The sequence below is a fragment of the Achromobacter pestifer genome (genome assembly GCF_013267355.1).
Classification (GTDB): Bacteria; Pseudomonadota; Gammaproteobacteria; order Burkholderiales; family Burkholderiaceae_B; genus Achromobacter; species Achromobacter pestifer_A.
Window position 1 is genome coordinate 1,693,368 of record NZ_CP053985.1, and the last position, 15,984, is coordinate 1,709,351.

A 15,984-nucleotide genomic window follows, 5' to 3' on the forward strand; every position below is an offset into this window, starting at 1 on the left:
TGAACCAGACTCCGTCCCGGAAATGAAAACGGCCGCTCGCGGCGGCCGTTCCGGGGACAAGCGGCGCTGGACTTACCAGGCGGCCACCACGGCGCCCTTGTACTTGGTCTCGATGAACTGCTTCACGGCCGGGCTGTGGTAGATCGCGATCAGCTTGGCGAACTCGGGGCGATCCTTGTCCTTTTCACGCACGACCAGCACGTTGGCATAGGGCGAGTCGGGCGATTCCTGGGCGATGGCGTCCTTGGCGGGGTTCAGGCCTGCTTCCAGCGCGAAGTTGGTGTTCACGGCCGACGCGTCGGTGTCATCCAGCGAGCGCGGCAGCTGGGCGGCGTCCAGTTCGATGAAACGCAGCTTCTTGGGATTCTCGACCACGTCGATCGGGGTCGCCTTCAGGCCGACGCCGGGACGCAGCTTGATCAGGCCGTTGGCCTGCAGCAGCAACAGGGCTCGGCCGCCGTTGGTCGGGTCGTTGGGCAGCGCGATGCGGGCGCCTTCCTTCAGCTCGGACAACGACTTGATCTTCTTGCTGTAGATGCCGATGGGGAAGATCACCGTCTTGGCGATGCTGACGAGCTTGTAGCCACGGTCCGCGTTGGCATTGTCCAGGTAGGGCTGGTGCTGGTAGCTGTTGGCGTCCAGGTCGCCCGCGGACAGCGCGACGTTGGGCTGCACGTAGTCGGTGAATTCGATGACCTGGATGTTCAGGCCCTGCTTGGCCGCTTCCTGCTTCACCACATCAAAGATCTGGGCGTGCGGACCGGCGGTCACGCCGATCTTCAGCGGCTTGTCCTGGGCCAGCGCGGGCTGGGCGAATACGGCGGCGCCGAGTGCGAACGCGGCCAGCGACTTCAAAACCTTGATGCTCATGTTGCGATATCCCGAATGTCGGAAGTGAGGAGAAATTGGTAAGGCGCCGGCAGGATCAACGATGCGAGATGCGACGCACGTAGCGGTCGCCCAGGCTCTGGATCACCTGCACCAGGACGATCAGCACGATGACCACGGCGGCCATCACGTCGGATTGGAAACGCTGGTAGCCGTAGCGGATGGCCAGGTCGCCCAGGCCGCCTCCGCCGATGGCGCCGGCCATGGCCGAGTAGCCGATCAGGCTGACGACGGTGACGACGGTGGCGGCGATGAGGCCGGGCAAGGACTCGGGCAGCAGCACCTTCATGATGATCTGCATCGGCGATGCGCCCATGGCGCGTGCGGCGGTGATCAGTCCCGGGTCGACTTCGCGCATGGCGTTTTCGGCGATGCGCGCCATGAACGGGATCGCAGCGACGGACAGCGGCACGATGGCGGCGGTGGTGCCGATGGAGGTCTGGGCCACCAGGCGCGTGAACGGAATGATCGCAACCATCAGGATGACGAACGGCACCGAACGCGTGGCGTTGATCACCGCGCCCAGCACATGGTTGACGGAGTGGTTCTCGAGCATGTTGCCGCGCGCCGTCACCGTCAGGATCACGCCCAGCGGAATGCCGATCACCACCGCGATGGCGCTGGCCACGCCCACCATCAGCAGGGTGTCAAGCAGCGACGTAATAAGCAGGTCGATCAGTTGCGGACTCATGAGCTATTTCTTCAACGGTAATGTCACGGGCGGCCAACGCGGCAATCGCGTCCTTGACCGCGGCGGGCGCGCCTTGGGCCAGCACGAACATCGTGCCCACGGCCACGCCCTGAATGTCTTCAACGCGCGCCTGGATCAGGTTCACGTCCAGCGAATATTGCTTGTACAGATCGGACAGGAAGGAACCCGATGCTTCGGTGCCGGTCAGCGACAGGCGCAGCAGCCGCACGGCCTGGCCCGGCTTGCCGGCGACCAATGCCTGGATGCGCTCCTTGACTGCCGCCAGCGTGGCGTCGGTCAGGTCGGACGCGGTGGCCGCCGACACCATGGCGCGGGTGACTTCGTGGCGCGGCTGCGCGAACACTTCGCGCGTGCTGCCCATTTCAACCACTTCGCCCTGCGACAGCACGGCGACGCGGTCGCAGACCTCGCGCACCACTTCCATCTGGTGCGTGATCATGACCACGGTCACGCCGGTCTTGCGGTTGATGTCGCGCAGCAAGGCCAGGATGTTGTGGGTGGTTTCCGGATCCAGCGCGGACGTGGCTTCGTCGCTGAGCAGCACGTCCGGCTTGTTGGCCAGGGCGCGGGCAATGCCGACGCGCTGCTTCTGGCCGCCGCTGATCTGGCTGGGGTAGCGGTCGCGCAGATGCTCCAGGCCCACCAGCGCCAGCAGGCGCTCGACGCGGGCTGGAATCTCGGCCTTGGCCACGCCGGCGATTTCCAGCGGCAGGGCAACGTTGCCGTACACCGTGCGGCGCGACAGCAGGTTGAACCCCTGGAACACCATGCCGATGCGGCGGCGCTGCTCGCGCAGTTGCGCTTCGTTCAGTCCGGTCAGAGACTGGCCGCCGATGGTGATCGAGCCTTCGTTGGGCCGCTCCAGCAGGTTGATGCACTGGACCAGCGTGCTTTTGCCGGCCCCGCTGGGGCCGATGATGCCGAAGACCTCGCCCTGCTTGATGTGCAGGTTGATGCCGCGCAGCGCCTGGAATTGTCCGTGCGGCGTCGCGTAGGTCTTGGATAGGTTCTCGATCTGAATCATGGCAAGCGATTTTGTATCTTTTCTCTTCTACAGAGAACGACTGTTTCTTTCATTTTTTATAACTACAAGTAATATAAAGACCCGTACCCGCGCCCTGTTGTGTCCCCAAGGAGCACATGCCATAACGCGGAAAGGGCAGTCAGGAAGGAAAGCCTTCCTGACTGCCCAGTTTGTGCCGGACCGGCCGCAGCCGGCTTTTTCAGCGTGCGCGCGAGATGCGGACTTCCGCGCCGCGGCGCTTGACCTCCAGGCCCTCGGACGGGGAGATGCGCAGGCCTTCCAGCCCCTTGATGTAGCTGGAGCCCTGCATCTGCATCACGCGGATCTTGTTGCGCATGACGACCGGGTTGTGCACAGGCATGCCGAACATCCAGACCTCGTCCAGGATGCGGGCCGAGTTGAACTCGCCCGTATGCTGAGCCGCCGGTCCAAGACAGAGCATATGCCCTTCGCGGCCGAACACCGGGAACTGGCCCAGTTCGCAATCGATGGTCCAGGTGGTGCCGCCTTCGTAGCGATGCCCCGTGTTCAGGTCCCACCAGGCTTCGCCCTTGGGCAGGTACACGCGCACCTGCTTGCCGGGTTCGGTCACGGGCGCCACCAGCAGGGCCGGGCCCAGCAGGTATTGCAGGTCCCAGTCATGCGCGTGTGGATCGTTCGGGAACGACATGGCCATGGAACGCTGCACCGGCAGGCCGGTGCGCGCCGAGTCCTCGATGGCGCCCAGCACATAGGGCACCAGGCGGTAGCGCCACTGCATCCAGGTCTTGGCATGCGCCAGGGTTTCTTCGCCGAAGTCCCAGGGCATCAGGCCTTCCACACCCTGGAAGGCGAAGTTCGACGAGAACACGCCCGCGGTCAGCCAGCGCAAGTACAGTTCGGGCGTCATGCCGGCGCGGTCGCGCGCGGCCGAGCCGATGCCATGCACCTGGACCGGCAAGCCGCTGGCGCCGATCGACAAGGCGGTACGCAGGGTGTGGCGCAGCCCGTCCCAGGTGTTCTCGGCCTGCGGCCCCACCTGCCACGGCAGGCGCTGGGCAGCAGGGAACAGATCGGAGCTGGGCACCACGCCTTCCGGCGGCACCTTCAGGCCAGCGACCGCATCGAACAGCGCGCGGCGCACCAGCAGCGGATACATGCTGCGCAGCGCGGGGCCGGTTTCGCCGTTGCGGGCCGTGACGCCGTCGGGGATGGCGATCTGGGCGTCGCACGCGGGCGCGTCCAGGCCGTCTTCGACCAATTGGCGATGGCGCTCCACCCACAGGTTGTAGATGTCGCGGTAGGTCAGGTCCAGCAAGCCATAGGGCTGCCCCGAGGTGGCGGCGTTGCCGTCGAACACCTGGGCCGAGCCGTCGTCCTTGGCCAACAGCCAGCCGCGGTCTTCGAGTTCCTCGAACAATGGGCTGGTCTTCAGCACGCCGGGGAAACCGGAGGCAGCGACATGCACATGGTGCTTGTGGAACAGCGCCAGCATCTGCTTGGCGTCCGGGAAGCGCTGGGCGTTCCATTCGAAAACCGTCTTGTCCGACTGGAAGCCCCAGGCCGCCGGCTGCGCCAGCGTCACGGCATCCACCGGAATCTGGTTCTCGCGCATGCGGGCCACCAGAGCCACGGTGTCCGTGGGCATTTCGCCCGGGGCCTGTTGCAGCCATGCGCCCATCGCCCACAGCGAGGGCTGGCCGGCGCGGCCGGTCAAGGCGGTGTACTGGTTGAGAATTTCAGCGGGCTCGCCGGCGAACAGGAACATGTCCAGCACGACGTCGTCCACGGTCAGCACATAGGCGGAATCCGCGGGGGCCACGCCCACCGAATGCTCGACGCGGCGCATGGTATTGACGTAGACGCCCCAGCCACGCGGGCTCCATGCCAAAGGCAGGGCGCGGTGTTCGGGATCGTCGGAAACCACGGATTCTTCGCGGCGGTTCAAGTCGCCCGGGGTTTCGCCCAAGCCGTACACGCGCTCGTCGGACTGGAGCGTGAAGCCCGTCGTCCAGACGGCGTCGTCGGCCTGGTCCAGCGCGTTGTGCCCGAATGCGGGCGTATGCGCGGATACCTCGGACTCGAACACCCGTTCGTCGTTGCGGTAGACCGCGACGCGCACGGGGTTGGACAGGACTTCCAGGGAGACGTCGCCCTGTGTGATCCGCCAGCCTTCCCCGTCGTCGCGCGGAGCGATAACGGCTTCGCCCACGGCCTCTTGGCGCGCGAGCAACATTTCCGCCACGGCGCGAGCACGCGCACCGGGCTTGTCATCGGTAAGGTGATTAGCCTCGCCGCAGCGCAGGCGAAAAACGCCAGGCGCATGCGCCTCGACTACCAGGTGCAACCCATCGCCCGCGTCGAAATCGATGCGACTGGGGCGGGACGTCAGCAGCTCGACATTTTCGAGCTGAGTAGTATGGGCAAAGTCGAACTTGGGCGGCACAGAGCATCCCCCGGCTTAAGCCAAAAACCATCAAAAGACGCTATTTTGACGGATTTGGGCTTTGAAATAAACTCGGTCCCTCATTTGGACTGCGATCTCATCCATAAAAGGGGTCTAAAGCCTTCGGCCAGCGCCCCCCGAAAGGAGCGGCCGTCGAGCCGCCAAAATGCCAGGTTCGCGGCCAACTCAGGCCTATTTAGCGCCAAATCCCGGCAATTCCCGCCATTCTACGCCACCCGGAACACGCCTCCGGCACCCCCGCGCGGCTTTTTTTCATCGTGGCAAAATAAGTTGCGCCAGGTCTGTTTCCAAGGGGGACGGCTCGCCGGCCAGGCGCGCGGCGATCAGGTCGCCCATGAGCGCCGCCCACGACAGCCCCCGCGATGCGTAACCGATGGCCAGCCACAGGCCGGGGGCCTGAGGCAATTCGCCCACCGCCGGCAGGCGCCCCGGCAGCACGGCCCGCCAACCCGCCCAGCCCGGCAGGCTGCCGGGCTCCAGGGCGCCGAATTCCGGGAAGCCGCCGCCCAGCAGGCCGGCCGCCTTGTCCAAGGTGACGCGCTGGCCCTCGGCGCCGATCCGCGCTTCGACTGCGCCATGCACATAGGTGCTGCCGGCCACGCAGCCCGAGCCCACGTCGGGCAGCAGATAGCCCTCGCCGCCCACGATGCAGCGGGGGCCGCCGCGCAGCGCCTGCGCGGGCACCAGCGTCACCTCTCCCGCAAGCGCGTGCATCTGACCCACGCGCGGCAAGGGATCCAGCAAGCCGCTATCGGCCAGCACGGCGCGTGCGCCGAACGCATTGGCCAGGACGATGGTATCGGCGCGCGCCAGTTCAGCGCCGGCCGCATCACGCACGCTCCAGCCCGCGCCGGCGCGCTCGACCCTGGCCGCCTTGCCCGGCAGGAGCGTCACGCCCTCCGTCGTCAGCAGGGCTTCTATCAGCAGGTCCGGCCGCAACAGCATGCCCTGCCCGAAATACACGCCGCCCCGCGCCAGCGGCAGGCCGGCCAGGGCGCTGGCTTCGTCGCGGCTGACCTGGCGCACCCAGTCCGCGGGAAACGCCAAGGTCTCCAGGGTGCCGGCCAAGGCCGCGGACCGGCCTTCGTCGCGCTCCAGCTGGACGGTGCCGCAGACCAGGGGCGCCGCGCCTGCCGGCAAGCCTTGCCAACGCGCCAGCGCCCGCAGGCTGCCGGCGCGCGACAGGCGCGCCCGCGCGTTGTCGTCGCGCGCCACCACGGGCGTCAAGGCCGCCGCCACGTGTCCGGTATGCGCCGGCGCCCCCTGCGCCCGGCCCGCGTCGATCACGGTCACGCGCCACCCGCGCACGGCCAGCGCCTGGGCGATGCCCGAACCCGCCAGCCCCGCCCCGACCACCACCGCGTGGCGGGCCTCCCCGTCTGGCACGCAGGGAACCGCGCTGCCCGGCACGACTGCGGCCGCTACCGTCATATGCCATTTGCCGCCATGGCCGGGCTCGCGCCGGGCCTCGAAACCCGCCGCCCGCAAAGCTTGGCGCAATTCACCGGTGCAGGCCCAGGTGGCCAGCGTGGCGCCGGGCGCCGCCAGCCTGGCCAGATGGCGCAGCAGAGGCAGCTCCCACATGCGCGGATTGCGCTCGGGAGCAAAGCCGTCCAGGAAGAATGCGTCCACGCCTACGCTCAGGCGGGACGCCAGGACCTGCGCATCACCAAAGCCCAGCGTCAGTGTGACGGCTCCACCCTCGAACTCCAGGCGATGCAGTCCGGGCAACAAGACCGGCCACGCTGCCGCCAATTGCCGCCCCAGGTCGGCCAACGGCTCGGGCGCGTAACGCCTCAGCAGGGCCGCCAGGTCGTCGCGTTCAAAGGGATGCCCTTCCAGCGACACCACATGCAGCGCGGCGCTGCGCTGGGGATCATCGCGCCATGCTTTCCAGAGGGCCAGGAAGTTGAGCCCCAGCCCGAAACCCGTTTCGCAGACGGTGAACGCGCGGCGCCCGCGCCAGCGCCCGGGCAGGCCGTTGCCCCGCAGGAACACGTGTTCCGCCTGGCCCAGCGCGCCCGATGGCGAATGGTAGACATCGCCATAAGCGGGACTGTAGAGCCGGCCGTCGGCGTCGAATTCAGCCTTGGCGGGGATCAGAGGGGCATAGGAGAAGGACATGGAAACGGCGGCAGCAGACGAAATGGAGAATGAAAATCAGCGCGGATTATCTGATGCGACCGCGTTGGGCGGATGCCACGCGGCACGGCGGTTTCGGGGCTCAGCCACGGATTTGACGCATACATGGGCTTACACTGGTTTCATGGATACCTATGATCAGCCCCGTTCGCAGACCTCGCCCATCGACCTGTGCGCCGCGATCGACGCGGCAGTCACGGCGGCCCATGCCGGCGCGGCCATACTGCAATCCTACGCGCATCACCGCGCGGATCTCGTGATCGACCGCAAGGCGCGCAACGATCTCGTATCGCAGGCGGACCGCGAGGCGGAGGCCGCCATTATCCAGGAGCTGCAGGCGCGCACGCCCAGGTGCGGCATCGTCGCCGAAGAAACCGGCGGCAAGCCACAAGGCAGCGCCACCTGGTATATCGACCCGCTGGACGGCACCACCAACTTCCTGCACGACATCCCGCATTACGCGGTGTCGATCGCGCTGATCGCGCACGCCGGCACTGCCATATCGACTTCCGAAACACTGGCCGAGGACACGCCCGTGGTCGGCGTGGTCTACGATCCCTGCCGCGAAGAACTCTTTACTGCGGTCTACGGCCTGGGCGCCTGGCTCAACGGCCGGCGCATCAAGTGTTCGCGCACGCCGACCATCGAAGACGCGGTGCTGGCCACCGGCTTCCCGTTCCGCGACTTTTCATTCGCCGCGCAATATATGCCCATGCTGCATGACGCCATCAACCGCGCGCGCGGCGTGCGCCGCATGGGCGCCGCCGCGCTGGACCTGGCGTGGACGGCTTGCGGCCGCTACGACGGCTATTGGGAAATGGGCCTGGCGCCCTGGGACGTGGCCGCCGGCACGCTGATCCTGCGCGAAGCGGGCGGCGCATGTTCGGACATGCACCGCCAGGACCCCTGGCCCATCGGCGGGCGCGTCGTGGCCGGCAACAAGGCCATCGAGCGCGCCTTGCACGAGATGATCGCGCCGCACCTGGACAAGAAGGACTGACGACCCCTAGGCCGCCTTGTCCGCGGGCGCGCCCGCGACCGCGTCGGGACGCAATTCGCGACGCAGTATCTTGCCTACGTTGCTCTTGGGCAGCTCCTCGCGGAACTCCACGTAGCGCGGACGCTTGTAGCCCGTGAGCTTTTCCCGGCACCAATCCTGGATCTGCGCCTCGGTCAACGTCGGATCCCGCCGCACCACGAATACCTTGACGGCTTCGCCCGAATGCTCGTCCGGCACGCCGATCGCCGCGCACTCCAGCACGCCGGGATGCTGGGCCACGGCCGCCTCGACCTCGTTCGGATAGACCTTGAAGCCCGACACCGCAATCATGTCCTTCTTGCGGTCGACGATGCGGGTATAGCCCTGCTCATCCATGATGCCGATGTCACCCGTGCGGAAGTAGCCGTCGGCGGTCATGGAGTTGCGGGTTTCCTCGGGCTTCTGCCAGTATCCCAGCATGACCTGCGGACCGCGGATGGCGACTTCGCCGCGTTCGCCCAGCGGCACTTCGCGGCCTTCGTCATCGAGGATGGCCACGTCCGTGGAAGGCAGCGGCAGGCCGATGGAACCCGAATACGCGGTGGCGTTGGTGGGATTCACGGTCGCCACCGGCGAGGTTTCTGACAGGCCATAGCCTTCGATCAGCGGCCTGCCCGTGATCTTCAGCCAGCGTTCGGCAACCTGCTGCTGGACCGCCATGCCCCCGCCCAGGGTCAACCGCAAGCCGGAGAAATCCAGGCGCGCGAAGTCTTCGTTGTGCGCCAGCGCGTTAAACAGCGTATTGACGCCGGGGAACACGTTGATCGGCACCTTGCGCCACGCGTTGATGAGCGCAGGCTGGTCGCGCGGGTTGATGATGAGCAGATTGCGCATGCCCGCATGCAGGCCGTACAACCCGCATACGGTCATCGCGAACACGTGGTAGAGCGGCAGCGCGCTGATGATGGTGAGCTGCTGGTCCGCGAGGTCATGCACCACGGGCTGCGCCACCGCTTCCGTCTGCAGCACATTGGCCACCAGGTTGCGGTGGGACAGCATCGCGCCCTTGGGCACGCCGGTGGTGCCGCCGGTGTATTGCAGCACCGCAACGTCGTCCATCGACAGCGCAGGCGGCGTGAAGCGCTGGCGCGAGCCGTCGCGCAGCACATCGGGCAGCATGCGGGCGCCATCGATTTTCCACGCGGGCACGATCTTCTTGACATAGCGCGCGGCCAGGTTGACCAGCGGCGCCTTCAGGCCGCCGAGCAGATCGCCGGGGCCGGTCACAATGATGTGCTTGAGCTGTCCGCGGTCGGCGACGCGCTGCAGGGTGTGCGCGAAGTTCTCCAGGATGACGATGGCCGACGCGCCGCTATCCAGCAACTGCCGTTGCAGCTCTTCGGCGGTGTAGAGCGGATTCACGTTCACCACGACCAGGCCCGCGCGCAACGTGCCCAGCATGCTGACCAGATAGGCCGGCACGTTCGGCATCATCAATGCCACCCGTTCGCCCTTGGCCAGGCCCGCGCTTTGCAGCCAGCTGGCGAATGCCTGCGCATGGGCGTCGAGTTGCGCATAGGTGATGTCGCTGCCCATGGCGGTGCACGCGATGCGCGAGGCGTACTGCTTGCAGGCCCGGTCCAGCAAGTCAGTCAGTGAGGCATAGCCGTCTGTCGATATCTCCGCCGGAACCCCCTGCGGATAATGGGCAAGCCACGGACGCGTCATGGTATTTGTCTCCATTAAATTGGTTTTTGATTGATGATACCCTTGTTGCGTTCCCTTTTTTCGCCCGAGAGCCCCATGAAACTGCTCGAACCCATCGTCGCGTGGCATCACGACATTTCCAAGATACGACGCGACATCCACGCGCATCCCGAACTGGCGTTCGAAGAGTTCCGCACCGCCGACGTGGTGGCGGCGAAACTCGAGGGATGGGGCATCGAAATCGACCGCGGCCTGGGCGGCACGGGCGTGGTCGGCATCATCCGCGGCAATCTCCCGGGCGACCGCGCCGTGGGCCTGCGCGCCGACATGGACGCGCTGCCCATGCAGGAGGCCAATACCTTCGAGCACGCCAGCACGCACGCCGGCAAGATGCACGCCTGCGGCCACGACGGCCACACCGCGATGCTGCTGGCCGCCGCGCAATATCTGTCGCAGCACCGCGATTTCGCCGGCACGGTCTACGTGATCTTCCAGCCCGCGGAAGAAGGCGGCGGCGGCGCCAAGCGCATGATCGATGACGGCCTGTTCAAGCGCTTCCCCATGGAAGCGGTGTTCGGCATGCACAACTGGCCCGGCATGAAGGCCGGCCAGTTCGGCCTGACGGCCGGCCCCATCATGGCCTCCAGCAACGAGTTCTCCATCATCGTGAAGGGCAAGGGCACGCACGCCGGCATGCCCAACCTGGGCGTCGATCCCGTCATGGCGGCCGTGCAGCTGGCGCAATCGCTGCAGACCATCATCACGCGCAACCGCAATCCGCTGGATGCGGCCGTGCTCAGCATCACGCAGATCCACGCCGGCAGCGCCGACAACGTCGTGCCCAACCACGCGGAATTGCGCGGCACCGTGCGCACCTTCACGCTGGACGTGCTGGACCTGATCGAACGCCGTATGGAAGAGATCACGCGCCACACCTGCGCGGCGATGGACTGCGAAGTGCAGTTCACGTTCCAGCGCAACTATCCGCCAACCATCAACCACGCCGAGGAAGCCGCGTTCTGCGCCGACGTGCTGCGCGACATCGTGGGCGAGGCCAACGTCAACGACCATGTGCAGCCGACCATGGGCGCGGAAGACTTCGCCTTCATGCTGCAGGAACTGCCGGGCTGTTATGTCTGGATCGGCAACGGCACCGGCGACCACCGCGACAGCGGCCATGGCCTGGGTCCCTGCATGCTGCACAACGGCAGCTACGACTTCAACGACGAGCTGCTGCCGCTGGGCGGCACGTACTGGGTCCAGCTGGCGCTCAAGCGCCTGGCCAAGGCCTGATCCTTAAACGCCGTCCGCCGTCCGGACCGCCAGGCACATCGCCAGGAAGCGTTCGGCGGCGCGAGCGGCCGCGTCCGCATGCGGCACCAGGATGCTCAAGGTCCGCGTCAGCGGCTTGGGCAACAGGCGCAAGGCCGCCAGCGCGCCGTCTTCGTGCCGCATCGACATGACGGACACGAAACCCACGCCCAGGCCGGCCCGCACGGCCTGCTTCACGCCTTCCACGCCGGCCAGTTCCAGGCCCACCGATGGCGCCAGGCCCGCATCCGTAAACGCGCGCTCCACCAGCCGGCGCACGCCAGAGCCGGGCTCACGCATGACCAACGCCGAGGCCGCCAGGTCGCGCAGCGTCACCGCTCCCTTGCCCGCCAGCGCGTGGTCCGCGCGCACCACCGCCACCACTTCGTCCTGGCGCCAGGCATGCACGGCCGTGTCCGCGGGCAGTCCCGCGGGCACGTCACCTTCGATGAACGCCAGATCCAAGGCCGGCAGGCGTTCGACGATCTCGCGCGTGTTGCCATCCGACAAATGCAGGCTGACCGCCGGAAAGGCATGGCGGAAATCCGCCACCAGGCTGGGCAGCAGATAGCTGGCGGGGGTGGTGCTGGCGCCCAGGCGCAGATCGCCGGTTTCCAGTCCGCGCCAGGATTCGCGCACCGCCTGGGCCTGCCGGTACACCTGGCGCAACTGGCGGGCCTGCTCGGCCAGGCGCTCGCCGGCCTCGGTCAGCGCGATGCCGTGCCCACTACGGCGGTACAGCGGCTCGCCGAACCATTCCTGCAGCATCCGCAGTTGGCCGGACACTGCGGGCTGGGACAGGTTCAGCAGTTGCGCCGCGCGGCTGATGTTGCCGGCATCGGCCACGGCGGCGAAGGTAAGCAGCTGGTCGGGAGTCATGATCACTAAAATTATCAGAATTTCTGATATTACATATCTGAAATAAAGATTTTTCAAATATTAGGCGGGAAATTAATATTTCGTGAAGTTATTTAGATATGCCTCCCCCAAAAGGCCAGCCATGAGTACCTCCTCCAGCACCGCCGTTCCCCTGCCCGCCGCCCCTGCCTCCCCGGCCGCCGCTCCCACTGCCACGCCGTGGCGCGACAAACTCAATGGCGTGCTGTTCGTCGGTCTGATGGCCGCCGCGGTGATGCAGCTGGCGGACCTGCCCGCGATCCGCCAGTTGGGTTTCTCGCCGCTGGTGGTGGGCATCGTCTGCGGCATGCTCTACGGCAACTTCCTGCGCGGCACCATGCCGGCCGACTGGAGCGCCGGCGTGAACTTCACCGCGCGGCGCCTGCTGCGCATCGCCGTGGCTTTCTACGGTCTGAATATCAGCATCCAGCAGATTGCCGCCGTGGGCCTGCCGGGGCTGGCGGTTTCGGTGGCGGTGGTGGTGGGCACCCTGGTGCTGGGCACCGTGGTGGGCCAGCGCCTGCTGGGCCTGGACCGCGACACCGCCATGCTCACCGCCGCCGGCAGCGCCATCTGCGGCGCCGCCGCCGTGCTGGCCTTCGAACCCACGCTGCGGGCCGCTCCGCACAAGAGCGCGGTGGCCGTCGCCACCGTGGTGCTGTTCGGGACCCTGTCCATGTTCCTGTACCCGGTGCTCTATCACGCAGGCTGGCTGAATCTCGACACCCAGGCTTTGGGCATCTATATCGGCGGCACCATCCATGAAGTGGCCCAGGTCGTCGGCGCGGCGAGCAATGTCGACCCCGCCACCACCGAAGTCGCCACCATCGTGAAGATGACCCGCGTGGCCCTGCTGGTGCCGGTCCTGCTGATCCTGGGCCTGTATCTGCGCAGCGCGGCCTCGCACGCGGCCGGCGGCCAGGGCAAGGGCGCCAAGCTGCCCATTCCCTGGTTCGCGGTGGGCTTCCTGGTGCTGGCCATCATCAATTCGCTGAACATCATCCCCGCGGATGCGGTGGCCGCCATCCGCCGCCTGGACATCTTCGCCCTGACCATGGCCATGACCGCGCTGGGCATCGAAACCCGTTTTGCCCAGATCCGCAAGGCCGGCCCCCGGGTGATGGCGCTGGGCCTGATCCTGTACCTCTGGCTGCTGGTCGGCGGCTACGGCATCGTCAAGCTGGCGTCCTGATTCCCGGCCCGCCGCGCCCAGCGCCGCGGCGGGCTTCGCGCATGCACGCCGCTGTCGCATTTTTCCTGCATAATCGGCTGGTTCCCTAGCAGTGGAGTCGGCCGCATGACCTCCAGCACCAAAACCCCGTTTACGACTTTGCCCGCCGATCGCGACGCGGTGTTGCGCGTCATGCCGATGCCGGCCGACGCGAATATCCACGGGGACGTCTTTGGCGGCTGGATCATGTCCCAGGTCGACATCGCCGGTTCCATCCCCGCCGCGCGCCGCGCCGCCGGGCGCGTGGCCACCGTGGCGGTCAACGCCTTCCAGTTCAAAGAGCCGGTCTTCGTGGGCGACCTGCTCAGTTTCTACGCAGCCATCGTCAAGACCGGCACGACGTCGGTCACGGTGTCCGTCGAGGTCTACGCGGAGCGCCAGCGGCTGGACGCCGAAATCGTCAAGGTCACCGAGGCCACGCTGACCTACGTCGCCACCGACGAAGCCCGCCGCCGCCGCCCCCTCCCCACTCTTTGAGCCGTAACGCATGACGCAGTCCGCCGCCGCGCAGAAACCGCCCGCGACGCCTCGCCGCCTCGACCCGGAAGACGCCCAACACGCCCTGGCGGAAGTACAGGAACGCCTGCGCCGCCAGCAGCTGGTGGCCGACCTGGTGCATCGCCAGGAAGAAGGCGACTCCAAGGCCTCGCTGGTCGAGGACCTGGTGCACCGCCAGCACGAAGCCGAACTCAAGACCCTGCTGGACGGCCTGCATCCGTCCGACATCGCCTTCATTCTGGAATCGTTGCCCAAGGACGAACGGCAAGCCATCTGGAAGCTGGTCAGCCCCGAGCATGACGCGGACGTGCTGCTGGAAGTCGAAGACTGGGTGCGGGAATCGCTGATCGAGGCGATGGACCGCCAGGACCTGGTCGCCGCCACCGGCAATATGGACGCCGACGAGCTGGCCGACCTGGCGCCCGACCTGCCGCCCGACGTGGTGGCCGAAGTCCAGAAGGGCCTGACCGAAGAGGAACGCGCGCAGCTGCTGGAGGCCATGGGCTATCCGGAAGACAGCGTGGGCGCGATCATGGACTTCGAGATGGTCCGGGTGCGCGAGGACGTGACGCTGGAAGTGGTGCTGCGCTACCTGCGCCGGCTGCACGAACTGCCCGACCACACCGACCAGATCTTCGTGGTGGACCGCCAGGACAAGCTACAGGGCATCCTGCCCCTGTCCAAGCTGCTGGTCAGCGAGCCCGAAACCGAAGTGCGCGCCGTCATGAACTCGGATTTCCTGGCGCTCAACCCGCTAGACTCCGACGCCGACGCCGCCGGCGCCTTCGAACGCTATGACCTGGTCTCCGCGCCGGTCATGGACGACCAGGGCCGCCTGATCGGCCGCGTGACCATCGCCGACGTGGTGGACGTGATGCGCGAGGACTCCCAGGAACAGGCGCTGTCGCGCGCCGGTCTGCAGGAAGAAGACATCTTCGCGCCGGTCTCCACGGCCCTGCGCAACCGCGCCCCCTGGCTGCTGTTCAACCTCTGTACCGCCGCCACGGCATCCTTCGTGGCCTCCCAGTTCGAGGGCACGGTCAGCCAGATCGTGATCCTGGCGTTTCTGATGTCCATCGTGGCCGGCATCGGCGGCAACTCCGGCAACCAGACCATGACCCTGATCATCCGGGCCCTGGCCATGGGCCGCATCACCGGCCGCAACCTGTGGCAGCTGGTCAAGCGCGAGCTCTTGGTCACCTTGATGGTGGGGCTTTGCGGCAGCCTGGTCGCCGCCTTGTTCGCCTGGGCGATCTCGCACTCGTTATCGATCGCCCTGGTGATGATGGCCGCCATGATCTGCAACATGCTGGTCGGCGCGTCGGTGGGCGTGCTGGTGCCGATGGTGCGCGCCCGCTTCGGCAAGGATCCGGCGATGGGATCTTCCGTGCTGCTGACCTTCGCCACCGATTCGCTGGGGTTCTTCATCTTTCTGGGCCTGGCGACGATCTTCCTGCTGTAGTCCGGATACAACAGCAAGAAAAAACGGCTTCCCTCTGGCGGCGCCTGCTTGACAGCTAGCTGACAGGGTTGATGACGCCCCTTCCATTACAGTAATGGGATTGTCATCTTCACCCTTTCAGCGCCCACAATGACCGCAAGATTCCGGGCGGCACTCCTTTGCCTGCTGCTCGCTACCTTCACCGCCACCGCCCAAGCCTGTGACAGCATGCCCTCCTGGGCCCAGTCGGCCTGCAACCGACTGGACCAGATCTGGACCGAGGGCGGCAATGACCTCTACATAACCGGCTACTCCTGGCACAACCGGGCCACCTACAGCAAAGAGAAGATCGATAGCTTCAACGAGCTGGCCTGGGGCGGCGGCTACGGCCGCAGCATCTACGACGAAGATGGCGACTGGCAGGGCCTGTACGCCATGGCCTTCCTGGATTCGCACAGCAAGATAGAACCCATCGCCGGCTACGGCTTCCTGAAGATCGGACGAGTCAGCGAGAACTTCCGCCTGGGCGCGGGCTACACCGTCTTCCTGACGGCGCGCCACGACATCATGAGCTACGTGCCGTTTCCCGGCATCCTGCCGCTGGTGAGCGCCAGCTACAAGGACACGATGCTATACGCGACCTACATTCCAGGCTCCGCCGGCGCGGGCAATGTGCTGTTCATGTTTGGCCGCTGGCGCTTCTGACGC

At 66.5% G+C, this 15,984-nt stretch carries 13 protein-coding genes; 6 read left to right on the forward strand and 7 right to left on the reverse strand.

Features of this window, described 5'->3' with window-relative positions; all coding sequences use genetic code 11:
* Positions 1–72 precede the first annotated feature (72 nt).
* The 5 genes from FOC84_RS08270 to mnmD all read right to left on the reverse strand — a co-directional run bounded on the left by FOC84_RS08270 (position 73) and on the right by mnmD (position 7,194).
* Positions 73–870, reverse strand: coding sequence for a MetQ/NlpA family ABC transporter substrate-binding protein (locus FOC84_RS08270; RefSeq protein ID WP_173144008.1), 798 nt, complete (start codon positions 868–870; stop codon positions 73–75).
* Positions 871–925: 55 nt separating this feature from the next.
* Complete coding sequence (locus FOC84_RS08275) at positions 926–1,579, reverse strand: methionine ABC transporter permease (protein WP_173144009.1); 654 nt, start codon at positions 1,577–1,579, stop codon at positions 926–928.
* A complete protein-coding gene (locus FOC84_RS08280; protein ID WP_173144010.1) occupies positions 1,536–2,624 on the reverse strand; it encodes a methionine ABC transporter ATP-binding protein in 1,089 nt (362 codons plus the stop codon). The genes FOC84_RS08275 and FOC84_RS08280 overlap by 44 nt, the downstream gene beginning before the upstream one ends.
* Positions 2,625–2,823: 199 nt before the next feature.
* Positions 2,824–5,049: a glycoside hydrolase family 31 protein gene (locus tag FOC84_RS08285; protein WP_173144011.1), complete on the reverse strand. Its 2,226-nt coding sequence runs from the start codon at positions 5,047–5,049 to the stop codon at positions 2,824–2,826.
* 273 nt (positions 5,050–5,322) lie between these two features.
* Positions 5,323–7,194, reverse strand: a complete 1,872-nt coding sequence (gene mnmD, locus FOC84_RS08290) for a tRNA (5-methylaminomethyl-2-thiouridine)(34)-methyltransferase MnmD (RefSeq protein ID WP_173144012.1) — start codon at positions 7,192–7,194, stop codon at positions 5,323–5,325.
* Positions 7,195–7,336: 142 nt separating this feature from the next.
* Between mnmD and FOC84_RS08295 the strand changes: the two genes are divergently transcribed.
* Entirely contained in the window at positions 7,337–8,212 is an 876-nt protein-coding gene (locus FOC84_RS08295; protein ID WP_173144013.1) for an inositol monophosphatase family protein, read from the forward strand.
* 6 nt (positions 8,213–8,218) lie between these two features.
* On the opposite strand, the gene FOC84_RS08300 is transcribed toward FOC84_RS08295, so the two are convergent.
* Complete coding sequence (locus FOC84_RS08300; RefSeq protein WP_173144014.1) at positions 8,219–9,919, reverse strand: AMP-binding protein; 1,701 nt, start codon at positions 9,917–9,919, stop codon at positions 8,219–8,221.
* Between the two features lie 75 nt (positions 9,920–9,994).
* Here FOC84_RS08300 and FOC84_RS08305 point away from each other — a divergent pair, with 75 nt between their 5' ends.
* Positions 9,995–11,191: a M20 aminoacylase family protein gene (locus FOC84_RS08305; protein WP_173144015.1), complete on the forward strand. Its 1,197-nt coding sequence runs from the start codon at positions 9,995–9,997 to the stop codon at positions 11,189–11,191.
* Between the two features lie 3 nt (positions 11,192–11,194).
* Here FOC84_RS08305 and FOC84_RS08310 read toward each other — a convergent pair whose 3' ends face one another.
* Positions 11,195–12,088 (reverse strand): LysR family transcriptional regulator, encoded by an 894-nt coding sequence (locus FOC84_RS08310; RefSeq protein ID WP_173144016.1) that lies wholly within the window; start codon positions 12,086–12,088, stop codon positions 11,195–11,197.
* Positions 12,089–12,209: 121 nt separating this feature from the next.
* Between FOC84_RS08310 and FOC84_RS08315 the strand changes: the two genes are divergently transcribed.
* The 4 genes from FOC84_RS08315 to pagP all read left to right on the forward strand — a co-directional run bounded on the left by FOC84_RS08315 (position 12,210) and on the right by pagP (position 15,981).
* Entirely contained in the window at positions 12,210–13,298 is a 1,089-nt protein-coding gene (locus FOC84_RS08315) for a YeiH family protein (protein WP_173144017.1), read from the forward strand.
* A 105-nt stretch (positions 13,299–13,403) separates the two neighbouring features.
* Positions 13,404–13,814 carry an acyl-CoA thioesterase gene (locus tag FOC84_RS08320; protein ID WP_173144018.1) on the forward strand — a complete coding sequence of 137 codons (411 nt, stop codon included), beginning with the start codon at positions 13,404–13,406 and terminating at the stop codon, positions 13,812–13,814.
* A gap of 10 nt (positions 13,815–13,824) precedes the next feature.
* The gene (gene mgtE / locus FOC84_RS08325) at positions 13,825–15,297 is read left to right on the forward strand and encodes a magnesium transporter (RefSeq protein ID WP_173144019.1); all 1,473 of its coding nucleotides are present in this window, start codon (positions 13,825–13,827) and stop codon (positions 15,295–15,297) included.
* Positions 15,298–15,426: 129 nt separating this feature from the next.
* Entirely contained in the window at positions 15,427–15,981 is a 555-nt protein-coding gene (gene pagP / locus FOC84_RS08330) for a lipid IV(A) palmitoyltransferase PagP (protein ID WP_173144020.1), read from the forward strand.
* Positions 15,982–15,984: the final 3 nt, after the last annotated feature.

Excerpts from the sequence above, each read along its gene's own strand:
- FOC84_RS08270 (WP_173144008.1), bottom strand. The coding sequence starts at position 870 with ATGAGCATCAAGGTTTTGAAGTCGCTGGCCGCGTTCGCACTCGGCGCC.
- FOC84_RS08275 (WP_173144009.1), bottom strand. The coding sequence starts at position 1,579 with ATGAGTCCGCAACTGATCGACCTGCTTATTACGTCGCTGCTTGACACC.
- FOC84_RS08280 (WP_173144010.1), bottom strand. The coding sequence starts at position 2,624 with ATGATTCAGATCGAGAACCTATCCAAGACCTACGCGACGCCGCACGGA.
- mnmD (WP_173144012.1), bottom strand. The coding sequence starts at position 7,194 with ATGTCCTTCTCCTATGCCCCTCTGATCCCCGCCAAGGCTGAATTCGAC.
- FOC84_RS08295 (WP_173144013.1), top strand. The coding sequence starts at position 7,337 with ATGGATACCTATGATCAGCCCCGTTCGCAGACCTCGCCCATCGACCTG.
- FOC84_RS08300 (WP_173144014.1), bottom strand. The coding sequence starts at position 9,919 with ATGACGCGTCCGTGGCTTGCCCATTATCCGCAGGGGGTTCCGGCGGAG.
- FOC84_RS08305 (WP_173144015.1), top strand. The coding sequence starts at position 9,995 with ATGAAACTGCTCGAACCCATCGTCGCGTGGCATCACGACATTTCCAAG.
- FOC84_RS08310 (WP_173144016.1), bottom strand. The coding sequence starts at position 12,088 with ATGACTCCCGACCAGCTGCTTACCTTCGCCGCCGTGGCCGATGCCGGC.
- FOC84_RS08315 (WP_173144017.1), top strand. The coding sequence starts at position 12,210 with ATGAGTACCTCCTCCAGCACCGCCGTTCCCCTGCCCGCCGCCCCTGCC.
- FOC84_RS08320 (WP_173144018.1), top strand. The coding sequence starts at position 13,404 with ATGACCTCCAGCACCAAAACCCCGTTTACGACTTTGCCCGCCGATCGC.
- mgtE (WP_173144019.1), top strand. The coding sequence starts at position 13,825 with ATGACGCAGTCCGCCGCCGCGCAGAAACCGCCCGCGACGCCTCGCCGC.
- pagP (WP_173144020.1), top strand. The coding sequence starts at position 15,427 with ATGACCGCAAGATTCCGGGCGGCACTCCTTTGCCTGCTGCTCGCTACC.